The following is a 21547-nucleotide window of genomic DNA, read 5'->3' as shown; positions in this document are numbered from 1 at the left end:
GCCTTCTAACTCGCTTAATATGTGGTTATTTCGTCCTTTTAAACCCTTTGAGCGCCATAATATAAAGCGCTAACTTTGCTTTAACTGAGCTACGGGTAATTATTCCTTTATGTACTAGTGCAACTCTAACTTTAAGTGACAACGTGGGGTACTTTGCTAACCATTTTATATTTTGGTGGCAGCTTGTCTTGGTATTCTTTGCTAGCTTCACTAGCTCTTTAGCTTGTGCGCTTGTGGCTAAAAAGCTTTTTTCAAACTGCTGGTAATAGTGCTTAAAACTTAGAAAATGACTTAAGAGTCTGACTCGTGTTGCACCTATTGTATTCGCTGAATGCTGCCGATATTGAATCAGCGCTTCATCTACGAGCACTAGCTTGCCAAACTGCTTGGCAAGCAAGGCCAACCACCAATCGTGCATATAGGCATTAATTGGGATTGGCAGCGCGATATTCAGCAAGCTTCTATTGACCAACATAGTGCATCCTGACGCCACATTTTGCATCGCCAAATTTGTAACATTGATATGCCACTGTTTTGGTATTTGTTTTAGTTTGTAATAACTTTCACAAATTACATTTAGTTCGTCATCTACAATTTGTTTATCTGAGAAAATCGCAATGGGTACCGCTAATGATGAATCACTTTCTAGCTCTGCTACTTTGAGTAGCGTCTCAAGCTTGTGCGAAAACCAAACATCGTCTTGATCGCATAGCGCCACCCATTCAGCGCTGCTCAAAGACAGTCCATAAGCAAAATTATGCATCGGGCCGTTTATACCTGAGCCATTGTGATGAACTTCTATTTTGTCGTCTACTGTAGCCAACCTACGCAAAATGCTTAGCGTTTGATCGGTTGAGCCATCATCCACTACAATTAAACGCTGTACACAGTCTTTGTAACCGTGGTTGCACTGTATAGTTTGAATCTGCTGTTCTAAAAATAACTCACCATTATAGGTAGCCATTACAATATCAATGTGTTGCACGGGCTTTGTGCTGAGTCCGGCCGGTCACTCTCTTTACTTTCGCACTGTCATTAAGTAAAGAACGTCTAGCTTGTATTTTTTTAGGGATAAAGCTATGCCTTATAACGCTACCAACATGCCAATAGAAATGTTTACTCAGTATTTTTTTACTTTGTCGGCGTCGCAAATGAACAGGCTTAATATTAGGCAAGTAGTGAAAGTTGACACCGTGCTGTTTTAGCCTGGCACAGAAGTCAATGTCTTCACAGTAAAGATAAAATTGCTCATCTAGCCCTTTGATTTTTTGGTATAGCCCTGCCTTTATCACCATAAACGCGCCACTGGCCCATAAGTTCGAGGTGTCTTCAAGCCCTTCGTTTCTGTCCACCATGGTCACTCGCTTATTGAGTAAAAAGGTCTGTAGAAAGTTGGTAAACTTGGGGTACATCCGAATGTTATCATCTTGCATGAACCCCTCTTTATCTAATTGTAAATTAGGGACATAGACTTTGTGCTCTTTACTCGCAAGCACCCTAACCAACTCTTCAACTTGAGCATTGAGCATATAAATATCTGGATTTAGCAGAATAAAATAGTCATCCTCCTTCATTCCCAGTTTATCTCGGCAATACTTAAAATTTAGGTTGTTGTTAGTTGCAAAACCACGCTCTTTTTCATTAGCACAGTAGTGGACACCATATTTTTCACTGGCTCGGCGAAGCGGCTCTGTGGGTACGTTGTCGCGGCACACGACTTCAAAATTAGGGTGCTGAGCTAATATCCGCATTGTCCCTAAGTTAATTAGAAGACTTTGGTGGCGGTGGGCTACTATGGAGACGTAAATTTTCACAATTAGCTATAACTCAGGCATTGGTCGTTTTCTTCCATGAGACTAAAATTTTGGTGCGTCTTCAAAGCTTTGACCGTTAAGATCCTTTTCAGACAAATTAGGGGCTTGCTCATTAACTAAAGGCCACTCAATGCCAATGGTTGGATCATCCCACTTAACGCTTACATCTGCTTGAGGGTTGTAGTAGTCCGTACATTTGTATACAAACTCCGCTTCTTCACTCATAACGTAAAAGCCGTGTGCAAAGCCTTCTGGTACCCAAAGCTGTTTTTTATTTTCTTCTGAAAGGATCTCTCCGACCCACTGCCCAAATGTCGGTGAGTCTTTGCGCATGTCGACTGCAACATCAAATACTTCACCCGAGACTACGCGAACTAATTTTCCTTGAGTATTCTCTGTTTGGTAATGTAAGCCTCTTAAAATGCCGTGGCTAGATTTGCTGTGGTTTTCTTGTACAAACTCGCGTTGTCCGCAATGTTGGTTAAATAAGGATGTGCGAAAAGTTTCCATGAAGAAGCCACGCTCATCACCAAATACGGTAGGTTCAATAACAACAACGTCTGGAATAGCTGTAGGTGTAAATTTCATTGAAGTTCCTAAGACAATTTAATCTTCTACATAACATAAAGTCGGCTCGTGTAACGGAATAAAGCACAAGCCGATTATTTGATAATTTCTAGTGGGTGCTAAATACTCGAGTATCTAAAATCTCAAGCAAGTACTTGCCGTAGCCAGACTTAACCAAAGGCTGTGCAATTTCTCTAACCTGGTCTGCATCGATGTAACCCATTCGGTACGCAACCTCTGATGGACTGCTCACTTTAAGGCCTTGGCGTTTTTCAATGGCACGTATAAACAATGCAGCGTCTAGTAAGTCATCAACAGTCCCTGTATCCAGCCATGCAGTCCCACGCCCTAGCACCTCTACTCTTAATTTCTTTTGCTTGAGGTATTGGTCTATCACATCGGTAATTTCCAGTTCGCCACGGGCGCTAGGTTTCACATTTTTAGCGTACTCGACAACATTGCTGTCAAAAAAGTAAATGCCTGGTACCGCATAGTTAGACTTGGGCGTAGTTGGCTTCTCTTCAATCGAAATAGCTTTGCCTTTTTCATCAAACTCTACAACGCCATAAGAGGTAGGGTTAGATACATGGTAACCAAACACCGTTGCGCCTGTAGGCTGCTTATTGGCATTACGCAAAGATACCGCAAGGTCATGGCCGTAAAACATGTTATCTCCTAGCACCAGTGCTGCTGGAGAGCCATTCAAGAACTCTTCAGCAAGAATAAAGGCTTGCGCTAATCCATCTGGACTTGGTTGTACAACATATTCAAACTTAATCCCCCATCGACGACCGTCTCCCAATAACTCTTGAAATCTAGGTAACTCTTGTGGCGTTGAAATGATCAATATCTCTTTGATTCCTGCCATCATAAGGTTTGATATGGGATAAAAAATCATAGGTTTGTCGTAAACTGGCATCAACTGCTTACTAACCACTTTAGTTAGTGGATATAGACGAGTGCCAGAGCCACCTGCCAATACAATGCCTTTGCGATTAGAGGGGTTAAGTTTTGTTGTATCCAGTACCATAGCTAGCCTTTTTATTTCAGTTCTCTGATTGTAAGTACAATGATTCTTCCTATGGCAAACAGCATACTTGCCAAAATAAAAAATAATGTAATATTGTAAATGACGTCGGGGTATTTATTGTCTTCGGGTAATGTGGCGCTCTCTACGACAACAAGAAATTTCATTTGTCGGTATGCTTCTATTCGCGATTTATCTAACGACACTTGTGAAGCGGTATAAGCTTGGAGCGCCAGCTCCATTTTAATTTTCAAATCGGTAAACTGCGCCATAATTTCACTAACAGAGAAGACCTCTTCACCGTCTTTTGCTAGCTTACCTCGCTCAACTGCCAACTGCTCTTTAAGTCCTAGTAGCTCGGTTTGTATGCGCAATACCTGAGGTGACACTTTACTCATTACCGATGATACTGTTTTTAGCTCTGCTTCTTTAGCTGCTATTTGACCTTCCAACCCATAGGTAATCTGCTGCATGGCTAAACCTTCAGCTGTAGGATCAAGTAGGTTGTATTGCTGTTGAAATAGCAATAAATTGGCTTGTGCTTTGCTGAGCTTGTCTTCTATAAGTTGGTGCTCGCCATTAATAAACACTAGCTGTGCTTCCGCTAGTTGATGCCCTATAGAGTTGATGTACCACTCTGCTCGCTCTACGATTTTTTGAGTGAGGTTTTGTGCAAAATTAGAGTCAAAAGCTTGGCTGTAAACGGTGATGACCCCAGACTTATCGCTTATCTCTACTTTTACAGCCTTTTTGTAAAACTCCAGTAACTCTTCACGGCTGGCAGCTTGATCTAACCGGCTAAACTTGTCAGCTTCAAGCCAACTATAATGCTCGCGCAGTGACAACTCGCTATCCAGATAGCTAAGCATATCGTTTGAATATATGTACGCCTTCACTAGCTCAGTATCGCTACCACTAGTTTGCACACCCAAACCGCTGAGAAGTGCCATCGAAGCGTCCATAGTCGCCATGGCATCGGGTTGCTGCACTATTAGTTGCGCTTGGCTTTCGTAGCGCTCAGTTGCAATGAATAGCTGATAGCAAGCGAAGATTAGCGTCGGAATTAGCACAAAAACTGCAGAGGGTGACAGCCATTGTTTTAATCTTTTGAACTTCTCTACTTTCACCGCCTGTGGTTTAACTGAGCTTGCTCGCGCTTTCACTTCGTTGTTTTGTTTGGTTTTTTCAGCTGCTTTGAGGTTTACAACTCGCCTTAATATGCGCTTAGCTAATTCTGGGTTCTTATCCTCATATTTTTTTGCTTGGTCTTCTAGAGCGCTAATGCTATTGAAATCATCGGTGCTCAATGAGTTTTTAAGCTCTTGAAATTGTTGTTCTACTGTCATCTAGTTATAAATTCTTATATATGTCTAGTGCGTGATCTAAATCGGGATAAAAAGTAAGATCACCTTTGTGAATAATCACTGCGCTGTCGCAGAACTGTTTCAGCTCGTCAGTTTCGTGACTCACCATGATCACATTTGCGGACTGGCTTTTTTCTAGCAAAGCTTGTTTTGCTTTTTTTCGAAACTTTTGGTCGCCTACTGAGGTTGCTTCGTCTATTAGATAGACATCAAAGTCAATGGCTATACAGCACCCAAACGCGAGTCTCGAACGCATTCCGCTAGAGTAGGTTCTTACTGGTAAATCATACTTAATACCCAACTCGGCAAACTGTTTTACTTTTTCTTCAAATCCATTTAAGTCCGCCACGCCATTTACACGCCCAATAAAACGAGTATTTTCTCGACCTGTCATTTGAGGATGAATGCCCGTCGCCAAGGCAACAGGCCACGAGAGGGCTTTATCGGTGACTACTCGCCCTTTATTTGGGTATTCGCTGCCCGCCAAAATACGAAACAGCGTTGATTTACCTGCACCATTGGAGCCCATCAATGCTATGTTGTGCCCTTCAGGAAAACGAAAGTTGACCTTGTTAAACACATATTGGTTGCCAAGATCTGATGGGTAAAACTTTGTTAAGTCTTTAAGTACTATCATATTAACGGCTTATCGCTTGTTTCCAGCTAATGTGATAACACGCAAGTGCAAAAAATGTGAGTACTAGCGTGCATGCATCTAAGTAAAAAAGACTTACTCCTTCGTTGCCATAACTAGGGTATGCAGCATAGCGGCAAAGCTCTACAGCATGCAGTAATGGGTTCCAATTTAAGTATGACCAATATTCTCTGGGTATGTCTTGCAAACTAAAAAAGATGCCAGAGATAAAAAATATTGGCCGAGTCGCAAGTGACTGTATTTTTTGTATTTCTGGTACGTAACAAGTAGCAAGGCCAAACAAAACGCCAATACTGGTACTGATTAACCATACTTTTGTAAAAATCCCCAATATAGTTAGAGGATCCGCAATTACTATTTCTAACCGCAATAGGTAGCAGATAAGCAACAATACTAATACAACCACAAACTTGACCAAAAGCTCTAAGCCAGAGATAGCAATAATAGAGCTTATCGGTTGAACTTGCCTAAACGCATACAAAGGTTTGTTCTTTTTGATAGCACCAGCACTGGCGCTTAGGATCCCTAAGAATGATTGCACGAGCAAAATGCCATATAACATAAAGAAAAATGTAGGGATCGTGTGCGTCTCACCGCCATCCAAACGTCCGCGTAGAAATGACAACATCATGATAAAGGCTACAGGGTTAACGACTTGCCATGCTACGCCAAACTTGTCGTTGGATTTGCTTTTTATCTCTCTCAGAAAAATAGCGAATATGACATCTTTCCATACCTGAAGCGTTGAGCGCTTATTTACTGCTGTCATCGTTGCTGCAACCTAAGCGATGTGATGAATGAAACAGGCAATTGTTCGATTACTTCGTTAGATACCAACATACTTGGGCAGCTAGCGCAAAATCACATCAGCAGCCACAGCAATCTGATACACAATCTGAGTAATATCTTTCACCGATTGCATCGTCTTCGCGTCAATCTTAGGCAGCACCAACACTTGGTCCCCTTTGCGAATTGGCTCTCGTGGCTCAAATTCTACCAAGCCATTTGCTCTCACTACCGCAATACGTGCATCTTCTGCGCGATCGGTAAACCCACCGGCCCAGGCTACGTAATCGTCCACGGTAGCGTTGGGGTTGTAGACTACGGCTTGCGGCATCAACACTTCCCCAGACACTTGAACTAAGTCAGTTTTGGCGGGGATGACGATTACATCGCCTTGCTCTAGCAATATATTGGCCACTGCGCCATTGTCGGAGACGATCACTTTACCTAGTGGCTCAATTTGTCTGGCGCGCTCAGTAAATTGGAGCACCATTTGCGCTTCTTGTGCACGGATCTGCGATTCACCGGTTGAGCTGGTTGGTGAGGTAAAGACGCTGCGCTCAAGACGGTTTAATGACTCTTCTAGCATCTCTTTTTGTTTTATCGCGACACTTTCACGGTAAATATGAATTGAGCCTGCTTCACTTAGCTCGGGCTGCACAGGAATGTAACTTAAAAGGTCGTGCAAACGTGTGCCTTTTTTAACGGCAAAATAAGACGGACCGAGATAACTTCCTGCTAACTTAATGTCGATGATTTGTGCGTGAATATCGTCGTTAAAGAAGACTTTATCGCCGTCGTACAGCTCAAAGGTTAAAAAATCTTTATAATCCATGTAAAGCGAAAACGGCCCTTCTGGGCGATTGCCGATCACACCCACATGGCTAATTTTGGCTAAAGGACGTGAATACTGGGCCAACTGCTCACCTGTAGATATTGGCTCGAGCAATTCGAATCGGAATGGGTTTCTTACACCACCTGCAACTACCACTGCCGACTTTTGTGGTTTGACCAAAATCACATCGCCATCTTTAAAGCTGACTTTCGGCATTTTGCCTGTTTGCACAAACTCGTACAGGTCGACGCTTTGGATCACTTTGCCGTCACGCTGAATGTGGATCTCGCGATAGCTGCCGCGCTCCGGATCAATGCCGCCGGCACGTTTTAGGTAGTAAAGCACGCTGTCGGACGCCATGCCTGCATACTGGCCAGGTCTAATTACAGGACCCGACAAGTAAACGCTTACTGGCGTTGCCGTAAGGAGGTTAACGTACACATTGACGTTATTGGTGTAGATGGTTTTGATTTTTGAGGTCACCAAGCGGTTAACATCGCTTGCCATCACGTCGCCCACTTTAATTGGGCCAACTTCAGGAATGAATATATTGCCTTGGTTGTCTACTGTAGCAACGTTGGAGAAGTTAACTGCGCCCCAAATCCAAATATTGATTTTATCGCCAGGGGCGATTAGGTAGTTGTCGTTGAGTCCATCGGTACGCTCTGTTTCGTAACCACCAGCAAATAAGTTCGCGCCGTAAGGCGGTGGGTAGGCTTCACCAGAGCTAGGGAGCAATTGCCTTACATCGGTTTCGCCTGGTAACAATACTCCGGCACGGTTTTCTGCGTTGTATGTGCCTGCTGATAGGGCTTCTGTAGGTGCGACACCGGCTTGGGTGCCGTCTAAACCGGCAACGGTTGGAGGTGGAGCACCTATCGTAGAACTCACACCTGCGGAAGAGCTTGTCGCGCCAGCTTGCTGAGCTGCGACAAGAGAGGCAAGGTCATTGGCCTGCGCACTTTGAAAGGTTGCAGATGCCATAAGCACTGCAGTGGTTAGCCAACCAGGAAGTCGTTTTAACATCAATTAATCTCTACTGCGGTCGCGCTATGAACAATCGGTTTGGTCAAAATCCATTGTTCATACTCTTGGCCTTGCTCGTCAACAATGGGTTGAGAGCAGGCAACGCGCTCTGATGGAGGCTGAGTGTCGGAAAATACCGTAAGCTTGCGACAGGTCAATCCAAGGGCTGAGGTAAACATCTCACTGACTTGAATGTCCTGCTCTTGACGTTCTATCACCTTGGTAGAGGGCAAAGCTAGTGCACCCCAATACTGCTGGGCAATAGGGCTGCCAACAATGGCCTTAGGTGGAACGAGTGGAATGGTTGCCTGTACCTGACGTGGCTGACTACTACAGGCAGATAGAAGTAGCACAGCGATTGCCCCCAAACTCATTGGTTTGAAGTGCTTAATAATAATCATAATAATTGAGTCTTAGTGCGTCTTTACTGAAGGCCCCTTTGCAAGTGATGATACCTCACAATTGGGCACGCTACCGCCATTAGGTAAAGCCCCTAAATGCTGCAGATGTAAATTGTATGGGGCGCAATTATAGACGAAACGCCGTACGTTTTCTATATACTCCACCACAAAATGGCGCATCCGCACGCATATAGTCAATGTCTAAAATAGGACGTAACAAAGAGGGTTAACTACAACATTTATTAAATAATAACAATCGCCTATATTATTTGGTAAATATAATTAAACCGTTGTAACCCCTCAGGATTGAACAATGTTTAGCCATTAGCACCCGTGACAGCAATTAAATATTACTCTTTGTAATCAAATTGCCATCGCTGCTAGCCGCTCACCAATGACGAAAAACTAGCGGGCTGATTATGTGCGGATAAAGTCAAATAGGCTGCCGGCTAAATGTCGAAAATTCGTTGAGTCATTCATCTCTGCTCGCACTTTCTATAACTTAAAGACTACAGGCACTCTTTAGTCATTGTTGGTAGGATTTAAAATGTACTTAAGGCTGCACCGTGCTGTAGCAAAAGTTTGATCTTTGCCATAGGCTAATCTTTAAAGATGTTCTGACTCATTCTATAATCATCGAAACTTTCTGTAGAGATTCAGTATTGCCTTCTTTATACAACCCCATTGAGCTTGTTTTTATCTTCTTCTTTTCTCTTACTTCGCTTTTTTTTCTTAGAAAGGTCGCAAAAAAAATTAATTTGGTTGATAAGCCAAATGATCGTAAACACCACCAAGGCGCAATCCCGTTGGTTGGAGGCATCTCAATATGCTTGTCGGTCATTTATTTTCTGATGAACAATCAAGACATTTTACTGCACACCGAGCTCTACGCTGTTTCTATTGTGATATTGGTCGCTGTCGGTGCACTGGACGACAAATACGACATTAGCTTCAAAATCCGCTTTTTGGTTCAAGCCGCATTGTCGGTTGCCATGATGGTACTAGGCCAAATAGAGCTTCATACCGCTGGCAACATTTTTGGTACCGGTGTCTGGCTATTAGGGTGGTTTGGCTATGTGATCACTATTTTTGCGGTAGTTGGTGCCATTAATGCCTTTAATATGGTTGATGGTATCGACGGTCTTCTTGGTGGTTTGTCTACCGTTACATTTAGCGGGTTGGGGCTGTTAATGGTCTATTATGGACAAAATAATTTGGCCTACTTCTGCCTAGTATTAGTGGTGGTTATCGCACCCTACATCATGTTGAATATGGGGGTATTCGGTCAGCGGAAAAAGGTATTTATGGGTGATGCTGGGAGTATGATGATCGGATTTACAGTGATCTGGTTGCTGCTACTGTCCAGTCAAGAGCAGCAAGCTTTAATGCGCCCAGTGACCGCACTTTGGCTTATTGCCGTACCACTTATGGATATGACGGCCATTATGATCCGTCGCGTTAAACGTGGGAACTCTCCGTTTAAACCCGATCGAGAGCACCTACATCATATTTTCCAGCGCATTGGTTTAAGCTCTGGACAAACGCTTGCCATTATTTGTTTGATCGCGGCTGCTTTTTCCGGCGTTGGGATTGTGGGAGAAATTTATGATGTCCCAGAGTACATCATGTTTTATGCGTTTATATTATGCTTTGCTCTATATTTGTATTTGCTAATGCGAGTGTGGGTACTAACGGCAAAGCTACGAGAATGGCGAAGCCGATAGCTATCGCAGGGTGATTAGTAATCAAAATTTATCGGGATAGGGAAACACAACAGGTCACCTAAGTCGTGAGTAAGCCAATTTTTTAATGAAAGTTGGACTGACCCTAAGCACAACTAATGCAGCTATGTAGAAGTAGTTTGTCAATGAGTGGATGTGAAGTTTATTAAGCGCATAGATCCTAGAGCGGAAATCATTTTTGAGTTTTTTTAGTCCTCTGCGTTTATGGAATAGTGAATTCACTCGAAATCGTAGCAATGGTTTTTCTAAATTTGAGAACAAGTAGCCTTTGCAGAGCAGATCGACCCACAGATAGTAATCTTGCGTGTTGAGCAATCGGTTATTGTATTGAAGGTCTTGTGGCTCAATTTTATTGAGATTGAACATAACCGTTGGGTGATTAAGCGGACACCTCTTAATGATATTGCTTTTTAGCTCGTTATGAGACGCTGACATCTTTTTGTAAAACTCATGACCATCTTCATCGAACTCAATAACGCTAGTTCCAAGCACTGCTATATCTGGGTGCTGGGACAAAAATGCAACTTGTTGTTCGAATCTCTCGGCAACACAAATATCATCGGCGTCCATTCTTGCAATGTAACCAAACTTATCTTGTTTGAAGACACGCTCAATAGCTTGATTAAGCTGAAAGGCCAGTCCGAAGTTTTGCTCGGAATAACACACGTGAACATTTTGGAGTGATTCATACTTCGAAATAACGGATTTAAGCGCCTCTGGGATCTTGCCATCTACTTGCAAAAAAATGTCGAAGTGACGATAAGTTTGCTCAAAAATACTTTGTAACGCTTGGTCAAAATCAATCGGTGAGTCTTGATGATAAACCGACATGATTACTGCGATTTTTTTCTTCATTTATGTTTAGCTCAGTAGATTACAAAAGTGTTGACTTGCTGCGTTACACGTTGAAAGACAACCTTTACCTAACGAACATGCGGGCCAGAAAAACTTGTCGAATAGTACCGAAAAATGGATGAAAAACAACATAATCCGCAAAGTTAAGTACTAATGCTCCCCCCGTAAGTCTATCTGTAATACCTGCACATAATAGTAGTGAGCTTACCCTTTAGCCACATTATCTTATGGGGAAAGGGTAAGCTCATCAAGGTTAACTCGAGTTACAGTGCGCTGAGGATTCTAAACAGCGTAGTGTTTTCGATACCAACGAATGAATTCAGCGACGCCTTCAGCTAACGTAACTTTTGGGCGGTAACCGGTCGCCTTAAATAAGTCAGAAGTATCTGCATAGGTTCGATACACATCGCCGGGCTGCATCTCCCTAAACTTCTTTTTCGCTTTTATTCCAATCTCACCCTCAAGGGCTTCAATAAAATCCATTAGGTTAACAGGTGAGCCATTACCGATGTTGTAAACGGCATAGGGCGCAGAGCTTGACGCTGGTGTGCCTGTTTCTACCTTCCATGCATTGTTTCTGTGAGGGATGACATCAGCAATCCTTACCACGCCTTCTACAATATCGTCTACATGGGTGAAATCACGCCACATGTCGCCGTTATTATTAATGTCGATAGTTTTTCCGGCGAATATATTTTTGGCGAAAATAAAAGGTGCCATATCGGGGCGTCCCCAAGATCCGTACACAGTGAAAAACCTTAACCCTGTAGTGGGCAGATCATACAAATGTGAATAGCTGTGGGACATTAACTCATTCGCTTTTTTGGTTGCAGCATACAGTGAAACTGGGTGATCAACTGAATCGGAGGTCGAAAATGGCACCTTTTCATTTAGACCGTAAACAGAACTCGAGGACGCATAAACCAAGTGTGCAATCTTGTGGTTTCTGCATGCTTCTAGAATGTTTAAGTGCCCTACTAAGTTAGTACTAGAGTAGGCGTGTGGATTTTCGATCGAATAGCGAACCCCCGCTTGAGCCGCAAGATGGATAACGCGGTCAATGCTTTGAGCACTAAAAATAGCATCTAAAGCTGCATTATCCGCAATATCGATTTGAACAAAGTTGAAATTATCTGACGCAATACGCTGCAATCTTGCCTGTTTTAAGCTCACGTCGTAATAATCGTTGAGGTTGTCTATGCCTACGACGTCGTGTCCCAAAGACACCAGCTTCTCAGCGACAGCACTACCGATGAACCCGGCCGCACCGGTAACCAAATATTTCATTATTGAATCCAATTTAATCTAATTATATTTTTTTGTGCAATGCGGATCTAAATACGCGATATGCGATGACCTGCATTAATACAGCGGGTTGAATGTCTATTTTCCGCAACGGATTTTGTGAACACACAAGTGCATGTGCGGGGCACGCAAACAAAGTAAACCCAAAACGCTCCCTACGCTACGACTACAAACTAACCTTAAACAGCTGTCGTTTACCTGTGTAAACCGAGTCGAAATATACACACTTCCCATCTGGAGACATTCTTGGATGGAGATCGCATCGCGTCTCGCCATTGTAATTGAAGCCATGAAAAAACTCACCAATCGGCTTGATTTCACTTGTCTTCCAGTTACAAAGTAGTAATTTTTGCATGCGCGCTTTATCGGGGTAAGTATCGGTAATAAACCAATCCCCGACGACATGAGGATGGCCATCCCCATACCCATCGAGAGCGCCGTTTGCATAATGAGTTATCGACCCTGTTTCGACGTCTATTAGCCAATACGCATCTTTGCCGCCAGGTCCACGGAGATACCCTAAGATGGTGGATTCATCAGCCCAAAAACAATGACTTACCATGCCAAAAGAAGCTAAAGTCTTCACGCTTTGACCGTCTGCTGTGGATAACATCAATCGATCGACTCTTCGCTGACCAGTGAAGTATCGATGGAGGAATATAAACTGTTTGCCCGTAGGCGAGATACTGATGTGATTGATTTTATGTGTTGCACTGTCAAAGCTTGGATCACTATCAATTGCTTTTACATCATCGATCGAAAGTAACAATTTGCTTTGCCCACTCTCAATTTGTACTTTCCAGATCCCATCGTTGCTCGTTTCTTGCATTTCTTCTGGTGTGAGAGCGGGTAAGTTTCGATAGCCATAATCTGGTCGCATGGCCATTAATCGACGATAGTTAAGAGATAAGAAGTAACTCTCTTGAAAAGAGTCTTGCACGGGATGATCAAATCGGCGGATCTCTTGCTTTGACGCTATAGAATAGACGCGGCTAATGTAACGAGTGTTACTTTCATCATAATCATTAAAGATAAAGTGCTCATTATCGAGCCAGTGTGCTCGTGAGCCCTGTTGCCAATTATAGGTGTTTGTTTTGACTTCAAAATGAGTCTGTCCATTAGCAGCAATGACCGCTAAAACTATACTTTCATTGGCGTTAGGAAGACGATCGGTTCTGGCTCGAGTTTTATGGACCAGTGAATACCCATCTTTATTGACAGGAGATTTGTCAAAATAGCCAAAAAAGCTTTCGCAGCGATCCTCTTCATTCATACACGTGATTGTATAGTCAGATTTGGATTTATAGTTCTTTTTCGAACGAAGGTAAACAAGCCTTGAGTAGCCATTCTTTATGACACGTTTAATTGCTGGCGTTCTCGCGAGTATACGGGCAATTGCTCTTTCTAAAGGGTTGTATGAATCACTCATAGAATTTCTCAACTATTTACTAAGCTTTGATATAAACACTGATATTTTTTTGACATTGACTGCGCAGAAAACACCGAATGTGCTAGTTGTTCAGCCTCACTGGAAGCATCAGCGGCAAATATCTCATTAATAGCGGTTAATTTCCCCAAAAGTTCATCCGTATTGCTGTCTAAAGCAAAAATGGTCGAACATTGAGCGGATTCATTTTCGATTTCTAAATGAGAGGGTATGTCAGAAAGCAGCGCAGGAAGCCCAGCAGAAAGACCCTCTAAGACGGTATTTGGTAAGCCTTCAGACAAAGAGGCCGACACAAAATAATCTGCAGCGTGCAAGTAATCTCTAACATTGGCAACAGAACCAAGAATATGGATCCTCTCCGAATCAGCCAAAGACTCTAGAGTCGCTCTTTCTGGGCCATCTCCGAGGATGACTAAGCTGCCTTTATGATGTTGAAAATATTGGTTAAAAGCATCAACGAGCAAGCTCATATTCTTACGTGCAATAAGGCTACCGACGCTAATGAATATGGGCGATTCATAGGTCTGCAAAATAGCCTCACTGTTAGTGTGCGAGTGATTCTCGATATGCACACCATTTTGAATGGGTGTTGCTTCAACGTTATGTTGTCCAAGTTGATTAGCAATTGTTTTAGAGCATGCGACAACATGGTGGCATTTTTTCATTGCTGAAATGTGTGTCAAAGCCATTAATTGACCTTTTAGTGCACCAAATTTCATTGGATAGTCATCGAATGGGTAATTTCTAGAGGTCATGACCCATGGCACAGGTGAGCCCAACTTCGATAACAACGTGTCCGCTCTCAGGCCCTGCGTGTGAATGATTGAAGGCTCTAGACTATTGATAAACTGCTTTAGTCTTTTTTTAGATTGAAGTAGCCCCTGTATTCTCGATAATCCCAATGTCTTTACATCAACGCCCAACTCATCGTACTTAGCCTTGAGGCTGTCTTGGGGTTCCGGTGACAAAGTAATGACTGTCGCGTCAAACCTCTCCTTATCGAGGTTTCGGATAATGTTCAGTAACTGATTGGTTGGGCCGCTACGAGCTAATGTGCTTACAACATATAAGATTTTGATTTTTATCATATTAATAGTCCAATTTGAGAGTAAGCACTAAAAGCTCGGTGTTGATTTTTCGTAAGCTTTTAATCTTAAAGACCTTTTAAGATTAAAGGTGATATATATACTGAATATAATACTGAATACCATGAAATATTCGAAGTATGTGGTCCATGTCAGGTCACAGAACAGTTTTAGGCTTATACAACTAAACGCTAACTTCCATAAGTGATAATCGTTTTTACCTAAGTGCCTTTTCACCTGTTTTCGGTTGCGGACTAAACTTGCAAAGCTGTAAACAATGGGGCAATAATAAACGAGTAATAAGGGTAAACCACCGCTCGTAAAAATGTCCAAATAAGTATTGTGTAAAAAGCTGCCATAGTCTCTATCTGGCCAAACAACAAATTCTTTTGCGTTGTTTAGACCTACACCAAACCAAGGGTTTTGCATGATCAAATCTAAACCGCTTTTAATCAAGTAAAGCCTTAGAAAAGCGCTTTCATTTGTATTGAGTGACTCTATATCACCCATTGCGGCCATAGCGAACCTAGAAGCTCTTGCACTAATAGGATTTTCAGTGAGAAGCGTTATAACTAAAATTGAAAATAGAGCTCCTAATGCAAAGGCTCGGGTCCATGCTGAGTAACGCTGACAATAAAAAAACGCCAACACAAACATCCCAAGATTGCCAGTAATAGACTTAGATATAACAATCATTACAAAGCAAACAGCTACACAAACATATAAAACGTATTGGCATACGCTGCTCGATGATCTATCTGCGTGGCTAACCGCAAAGGCCACCACAATTAATGTCGTAATAGAAAAAACGTTCCTATCATGAAAAACACCAGAGAAATCATGTTTTTCGGGTATATACATTTCGAAGAAGAATGATCCAAATAGTACTAAGTTGATGACAGTCCATGTAACTAGCACAACAAAGGTATACTTTTTTAGATTGATTCTACTTTTGATTAGATACTCTGCGATAGCTACAGACGTACACATATAGAACGTTGAGATAACCAGTACTTTTAAATGTTCATGTAAGTCATAAGCGGAAGGGGAGATCATGAGTCCGATTGCGAACCACAAGATGACAAAGGTCCCTACTTGAACGGTTACCTTATCTATTGTCATCTTTAAAGCCGTTATTCCTAAGTACATAACGGTGATGAACGCACCAGCAATCCAACTGCAGTAAAAAACAAACTCGGTTTCGAACGAGCGATAGGTGAGTAATAAAACAATTAACCAGCCCCCCATTATCGACGCGATGACGCGCTGATTAACCATCACCCACCTTCCTACTGAGCGTACGAAGAAATGGTAGTACAGCTTTAAAGCACAACATCACTTACCTTTCCATTTAAGTGCAGCATGATAAATCTTTGTGTGTAATAGCGCTTTTGTAAGATGAGCGGCATCCCCTAAAGGGTTCGATTTTGATTTACTTTGAATGGGTTGAATGTTGTATTTTTTGACGAACAGAGCCAAAGAGGCCAGCCAAGCCATTTTTTCGTCTAGCCTGTCTGCTTTTGGACTGTCACTGTTGGGCCAATGCTGCTTCCAAGCTTCTAATGATGCTTGGTTGAACACACCAAGGCCTTGAAGGTAGCCATCAGAAATGAGTTCAATAATGTATGGTCTTAACTCGGTTCGTAGCCACATGCCGTACCTATTGTTGAGAGCTGTATGTGTGTCTTCAACTTGATCTGAATTAGTGTTGTACTTTCTACCTGTTCGCGCCCAAGGTATCTGCTGCAATGAAGCTGGCAAGGACTTTAGCAGTGCTTCATACACATCATCACTACGACTTTGTGATGTAAGTGACCACATGTAACCAAAAGCTTGAGGTGAGCTAAACATTTGATAGAGCGGGATATTATTATCGATAACTTCCATGCACGCATTGAGTTGCCGACGCATATAATGCATTTGCATTTCAATCTCACGATATGCCATTTCGTTTCGACCAGGGAATCTATTTCGTGACTGTGAAAGTTGCAGCCTAATATTAGCCATGGCAGCTTTTTGTATCGGTAGAGACATAAAGGCAAAATGGTTTAAGTGCTTTTCGAGTATATGCGGTAACTTATCGGTTCTTCGTCCAGAGTACTCACCGCGACCAATACTGTCGCCATAACTTCCACCAAGGATTCCATCCACACCTTTTACTTTTGAAACTGACTCCATTGCGTGTAAATGTACCGGGGAATATTCTGCACCTCTTTCTGCTGTGAGTTCAATATTGCGTAAAAGTACACTTGCGTTTAGTTCAAAATATCTAAAATCCCAACCAAACTCATTTGCTATTCTTTGGGCATAGACAACATCTCGGCTTTCTGGGATCCCCCATGTTAACGCAACCACTTGGCCAGAATACTCACCAGATAATTGTAACTCTCGCAAAATACCGGCCACGATTCTACTGTCCATGCCGCCACTTAAAAGGATCCCAACGTTCCTTTTATTTGATATAAACTCTAACACTTCTGCACGTAAGTGGTAGTGCAGAGCCTCAGACGCTTCTGTGGCACCGACAACAGCCCTACCATGTGTAGGTAAATTGGCATCTATCCAGCTACCATTCTCGGTTGGCCGCGACATCCAAGGAGTTCTTTGAATTCCTTTAACTAGAGTCCCGTCGCCAATAATATAGTTTTTCATTAGAATGCTAAGAATGGACGTTTCATCAATTTCTCGTAACTGGCTTTTATCCGCACTCACACAATCACAGAACGATGAATGGACAGTACTCGAATCAGACTCATTTCGATAGTACGCTCTTGAACCCAAGTGGTTGTAATATTTAAACATGAAATATCCCTTCTATTGCGGCTGCATTAACGCAATATAGTGACTGGCAACTTTCTGGACGCTAAACTCCTGCGCGCGAGTTAACGTATCATTATGTTGTTTCTGGGCCAAGGACCGCAAAATAGCCTCAGATAATGCAACCGGGTCATTGATTGGTACAAGCTCTCCCCAAGTGCCATTATCCAAAATTTCTGATGGGCCCGACGGACAGTCAGTACTAACGACCGGAACATTTAACGCTAAGGCTTCGACAATAACGTTGCCAAACCCCTCGTAAATGGAAGACAGTACAAATAAGTCAGATTTTGCCAGATATTTGTATGGATTAAGTTCAAATCCGTGGAGTTCTACAACATCCGAAAGATTCAGCTCATCAATTTGTGACTGTAACTCGTTCCTTAATGCGCCTTCTCCGAGGATCAGCAGCCTTGTATCAGCAACCTGTTGGTTCACTTTTTGGAAAGCGTCTATTAACGTTTTGAAATCCTTTTGTGTAGAGAGACGCCCTAAAGAAGTGATCGTTTTGTAGTTGTGACTAAACCAAGGGTGGGTAAAGGTTTCTTCTGCTAACTCATGTATTTCAGTGGTATAAGCTGGGTTATACATAACATTTACTTTCTTTTGGTTTACCCCAAAATTGGAGATCACATCTTCAGCGACTCCTTGAGAAACGCAAGTAACATTATTGACATTTGTAGACAGCAGTGGGTAACACCAGTCGAGGAGCTTGTAAATTATACCCTTTCCATCTTTTTTCGATTCAGAAAGACTTATGACTATACGCCAAGAAATACGAGTTTTTGTGAACGACAAAAACTTAGCTATAGACAGTGTCCAGTTTGGCACATGTAATGTACTCAACATGAACAAAGGCTTTTCTCTTCTCATATATTTTGCCAGGAAGAGCGCGTCGTGTAGATAAGTCTTATCTATCACTATCATATTAACGGTTCTGGATACCAAAGACTTTAAGGGACCAGCATTTCGGTGGACAATCAGGTCGACGGTATACCCAAGACGAGAGAATTCATTAGCTAAGTAAATCATTTCTCTTTCAGCGCCACCCCCAGAGAATGACACTAGATAAAAACCGACCCTTCTATTTATCAAATGGAGCCCCTTTATTTAGCTCGATTTGCTTGTAAATAGAGTCCATAATTCTTTTTTGATCGCGCTTTATGTCCTCTACTCGCTCTTCGATCCTTGCACAAAGTTGGTCATAATTATTTTCAACAAAATCAACTTTCTCTACTATTTGATTTACAATACCAGACTTCCAAAGTTCACTGTTGCGAGATTCAATCACCAACTCTGGTAACTTCATATCACCACCGATGACACCGGCATATTTAATACTGTACGAGAGCGCTATAGTTGGCTTGCCTGTTTGAAGCGTAGATACCGCGGCATGCATTCGACATGCAATTGAAAACGTACACCCCGAAACAATTGCACGGCACTCTGATGGAAGCAGCATATCTTTGATGTAAGTGACACATGGAGTGTCAGAAAGCATTTTCTCAAGCTCACTAATTACCCAGCGTTCATCTCGCTTTTCTGTATTGAAAACATGCGGCATCAGTACAACATTTTTTCCCTGACGCACTAGTATCTCAATCAGTTCTTTGACCGCTACGAGGTAATCGTTCTCAGAGTCAGCGTAATGTTTAATAAGAGCTGTAGGAGTGAATACGACATAGTCATCTTCAACCAACAGATACTTGTTTTGCATGTTTTTTTTCAATTCATCATTTTGCATCGGTAAATTGAACCAAGCGAGATCATGGCCTAGAGAAGCATGGTTATGCTTTATGTCATTTTTTAGATGCTCGAGTGATGGTTTGTCTCGTGTAACAATTCGACACTTAGCCATTAAGATTCCAAATGCTTTCTTTCTCCACGATGTAAATGGCCCAATGGTATGGCCTATCAGATATACAGGAAAATGTAGAGACAGCCTGTACATAAAAAACAGTCTGATAATTATCTTCGAACCAGAATAGTACTCACTGAAATCATCACCACCTAAAACCAAAATGGCTAGTGGATCATGTTTACGCATCACTGATATTACTTCTTTTATCCACTTCAATCTATTAAACAACGAAGAGACCAAACTATTTCCACGATCGAACTGGGGTATATCCAAATTACTAACATTGATACTTTCATTCAGTTCTTCGACAATTCTATCCCTGTCATCGCTTGTCGAAAAATCACATAGGAAATTAACATCCCCATCTATTTTATTATTAAAATAGTTAATGCTATTAATGGCCATCATTGCGGAGCCATTATTTTTCGCGTTTGGGATTTGCAATACAACTATATTTCTCACGAAGCGTACCTTCTTACCTTAATTGTGTTCTATTTTATATTGGTTATAGTGACAAGTTTTCTTTTAATAAAATTTCGTACTCTCTTATTAAACTTTAAAGCTCTTTCTATGTAACTGCCTTTAATGCCTTTATAACGTTCATATATTGGAGTCATCGCCTGAATATAAATATTCAAGTCATTTTTAACTAGAGCCTCTTGAAAAGAGGAGTGAGAAGTTTCTCTCAACTGTAGTCTTAGTTTCTGCCGCAGCTTCTCATGGCTTGATAGCGCTGTATTTTTGACACCATCTCGCTTAGGAGGAACCCAATTATTTTTTGCTTTCTCTAGCTCTAAGCGATATCCGAGCGCTTTTTTTCTGTGGCGAATACCTGCATCCTGCGAGGCGATAACATTTTGTAATGATAACCCATCAAGTTTGATTCTGTTTTCTTTAATTGCCTGTTCTATCATGTTGTAAATTGTTTCGTTACGTACAACCAACACATTTGTACCATTACCGTCTTGTATATATTGCGGTAACCAAGCGTCACCTAGAACAACATCTGCAGTTTCTGCAAACACATCATCACAGTAGTCACATGATTTATATTTGAAAGCCCCCATTCCCCAGTCGGTTCCAAATAAGTCACTTGTTGGAATTAAAATCTCGCCGTTGGGTCCTGAAATAGACGTTGAATACTTGTTTGCAGCGAGTTCACTTTTTATTCTAAAATCAATTTTATCTAGATTTTTAGGCTCAACTCCAGCTTGCCAAGCTAAACTATCTGCGTAATGAGAGCTTTTGAGGCCTCCACATACAAGTCCAATACAATACTTTATACTAGCCGCTATTGATTCGTCTGATGCCATGAGCAATCTGACACTTTTTATAAAGCAAGGCAGCCCAATTATGGCATAACGAGAAGGATTATCTCGAACAATTCTCATTACCTCAGACAGCTCTACTGGGTAATACCTCGATTTAGACCCACCTTGGATATCCGCGCTAGATGTTGATATTGCATAGGCAAACTTTGCTACTTTATCGGTACTAATCGATTTAACATGAATGACAGCATCAATACTATTGGTTCTAAACAGTTCGTATAGCAACCATGTACCAAACCCTCCAGAACTGCCTTGTTGCCGAAATTGACCTTCATTGACATATCCAGCATAGCTTGCTTTGTAATATCCAACATTTGAATCATGCTCACAATGCTCTCCATACAGCCTCTCAGCAATGGCATCTTCATTTTCAGATTTAGGACCGAACGGGCAAACTAACTCACATGCATTTACAACTTGGTTATCAATGCTTTTAGTCGGCTCTATAATGGCTTCATACTGTCCAATTTCATTGATTTTCATTTTATATGGACTAGATTTTACAGCAGCACATGCCCCGCACCCAACGCAGTAACCGTTATCAATAACCATTTCTGTCAATTTCGTTTTGCACCGATCCGATTGCATTGTCTCTAACCTTAACTAAATATTGGTAATCGTTGTTTTTTTAG

19 protein-coding genes are annotated in these 21547 nt (G+C 41.9%); 1 reads left to right on the top strand and 18 read right to left on the bottom strand.

What is annotated here, in order from left to right; translation table 11 throughout:
• Positions 1-25 precede the first annotated feature (25 nt).
• From ST37_RS04170 to ST37_RS04130, 9 genes are all read right to left on the bottom strand, one after another.
• Positions 26-964 (bottom strand): glycosyltransferase family 2 protein, encoded by a 939-nt coding sequence (locus ST37_RS04170; RefSeq protein WP_143698120.1) that lies wholly within the window; start codon positions 962-964, stop codon positions 26-28.
• A gap of 7 nt (positions 965-971) precedes the next feature.
• A complete protein-coding gene (locus ST37_RS04165; RefSeq protein WP_143698119.1) occupies positions 972-1751 on the bottom strand; it encodes a glycosyltransferase in 780 nt (259 codons plus the stop codon).
• Positions 1752-1856: 105 nt separating this feature from the next.
• On the bottom strand, positions 1857-2402 hold the full coding sequence (gene rfbC, locus ST37_RS04160) for a dTDP-4-dehydrorhamnose 3,5-epimerase (protein ID WP_084884043.1): 546 nt from the start codon (positions 2400-2402) through the stop codon (positions 1857-1859).
• A gap of 88 nt (positions 2403-2490) precedes the next feature.
• Positions 2491-3411, bottom strand: a complete 921-nt coding sequence (rfbA, locus tag ST37_RS04155; RefSeq protein WP_084884041.1) for a glucose-1-phosphate thymidylyltransferase RfbA — start codon at positions 3409-3411, stop codon at positions 2491-2493.
• An 11-nt stretch (positions 3412-3422) separates the two neighbouring features.
• The gene (locus tag ST37_RS04150) at positions 3423-4754 is read right to left on the bottom strand and encodes a lipopolysaccharide biosynthesis protein (protein ID WP_084884040.1); all 1332 of its coding nucleotides are present in this window, start codon (positions 4752-4754) and stop codon (positions 3423-3425) included.
• 4 nt (positions 4755-4758) lie between these two features.
• Positions 4759-5409: an ABC transporter ATP-binding protein gene (locus tag ST37_RS04145; RefSeq protein WP_084884038.1), complete on the bottom strand. Its 651-nt coding sequence runs from the start codon at positions 5407-5409 to the stop codon at positions 4759-4761.
• Position 5410: 1 nt separating this feature from the next.
• Complete coding sequence (locus ST37_RS04140; protein WP_084884036.1) at positions 5411-6196, bottom strand: ABC transporter permease; 786 nt, start codon at positions 6194-6196, stop codon at positions 5411-5413.
• Between the two features lie 81 nt (positions 6197-6277).
• Positions 6278-8071: a polysaccharide biosynthesis/export family protein gene (locus ST37_RS04135; RefSeq protein ID WP_242426217.1), complete on the bottom strand. Its 1794-nt coding sequence runs from the start codon at positions 8069-8071 to the stop codon at positions 6278-6280.
• A complete protein-coding gene (locus ST37_RS04130) occupies positions 8071-8472 on the bottom strand; it encodes a hypothetical protein (RefSeq protein ID WP_084884035.1) in 402 nt (133 codons plus the stop codon). Before ST37_RS04130 ends, ST37_RS04135 begins: the two co-directional genes overlap by 1 nt.
• Positions 8473-9134: 662 nt before the next feature.
• On the opposite strand from ST37_RS04130, the gene wecA reads away from it, so the two are divergent.
• Complete coding sequence (gene wecA / locus ST37_RS04125; RefSeq protein ID WP_084884033.1) at positions 9135-10196, top strand: UDP-N-acetylglucosamine--undecaprenyl-phosphate N-acetylglucosaminephosphotransferase; 1062 nt, start codon at positions 9135-9137, stop codon at positions 10194-10196.
• A gap of 54 nt (positions 10197-10250) precedes the next feature.
• Here wecA and ST37_RS04120 read toward each other — a convergent pair whose 3' ends face one another.
• The 9 genes from ST37_RS04120 to ST37_RS04080 all read right to left on the bottom strand — a co-directional run bounded on the left by ST37_RS04120 (position 10251) and on the right by ST37_RS04080 (position 21503).
• Positions 10251-11069 carry a glycosyltransferase gene (locus tag ST37_RS04120; RefSeq protein WP_084884032.1) on the bottom strand — a complete coding sequence of 273 codons (819 nt, stop codon included), beginning with the start codon at positions 11067-11069 and terminating at the stop codon, positions 10251-10253.
• A gap of 282 nt (positions 11070-11351) precedes the next feature.
• The gene (locus ST37_RS04115) at positions 11352-12356 is read right to left on the bottom strand and encodes an NAD-dependent epimerase (protein ID WP_084884030.1); all 1005 of its coding nucleotides are present in this window, start codon (positions 12354-12356) and stop codon (positions 11352-11354) included.
• Between the two features lie 184 nt (positions 12357-12540).
• Positions 12541-13803 (bottom strand): glycosyl transferase, encoded by a 1263-nt coding sequence (locus tag ST37_RS04110; RefSeq protein WP_084884028.1) that lies wholly within the window; start codon positions 13801-13803, stop codon positions 12541-12543.
• 8 nt (positions 13804-13811) lie between these two features.
• Complete coding sequence (locus tag ST37_RS04105; protein WP_242426216.1) at positions 13812-14909, bottom strand: glycosyltransferase; 1098 nt, start codon at positions 14907-14909, stop codon at positions 13812-13814.
• 27 nt (positions 14910-14936) lie between these two features.
• Positions 14937-16184 carry an O-antigen ligase family protein gene (locus tag ST37_RS04100; RefSeq protein ID WP_084884026.1) on the bottom strand — a complete coding sequence of 416 codons (1248 nt, stop codon included), beginning with the start codon at positions 16182-16184 and terminating at the stop codon, positions 14937-14939.
• A 57-nt stretch (positions 16185-16241) separates the two neighbouring features.
• On the bottom strand, positions 16242-17708 hold the full coding sequence (locus ST37_RS04095; protein WP_084884025.1) for an asparagine synthase-related protein: 1467 nt from the start codon (positions 17706-17708) through the stop codon (positions 16242-16244).
• A 12-nt stretch (positions 17709-17720) separates the two neighbouring features.
• Positions 17721-18788: a glycosyltransferase gene (locus ST37_RS04090; RefSeq protein WP_277922127.1), complete on the bottom strand. Its 1068-nt coding sequence runs from the start codon at positions 18786-18788 to the stop codon at positions 17721-17723.
• A 19-nt stretch (positions 18789-18807) separates the two neighbouring features.
• Positions 18808-20046, bottom strand: coding sequence for a polysaccharide pyruvyl transferase family protein (locus tag ST37_RS04085; protein WP_084884022.1), 1239 nt, complete (start codon positions 20044-20046; stop codon positions 18808-18810).
• 29 nt (positions 20047-20075) lie between these two features.
• On the bottom strand, positions 20076-21503 hold the full coding sequence (locus ST37_RS04080) for a Coenzyme F420 hydrogenase/dehydrogenase, beta subunit C-terminal domain (protein WP_084884020.1): 1428 nt from the start codon (positions 21501-21503) through the stop codon (positions 20076-20078).
• Positions 21504-21547 lie beyond the last annotated feature (44 nt).

Origin of the sequence: Vibrio sp. qd031, assembly GCF_002100145.1 — a bacterium.
In the GTDB taxonomy this organism is placed as follows: Bacteria; Pseudomonadota; Gammaproteobacteria; order Enterobacterales; family Vibrionaceae; genus Vibrio.
This window is presented reverse-complemented; position numbering and strand designations above follow the sequence as displayed.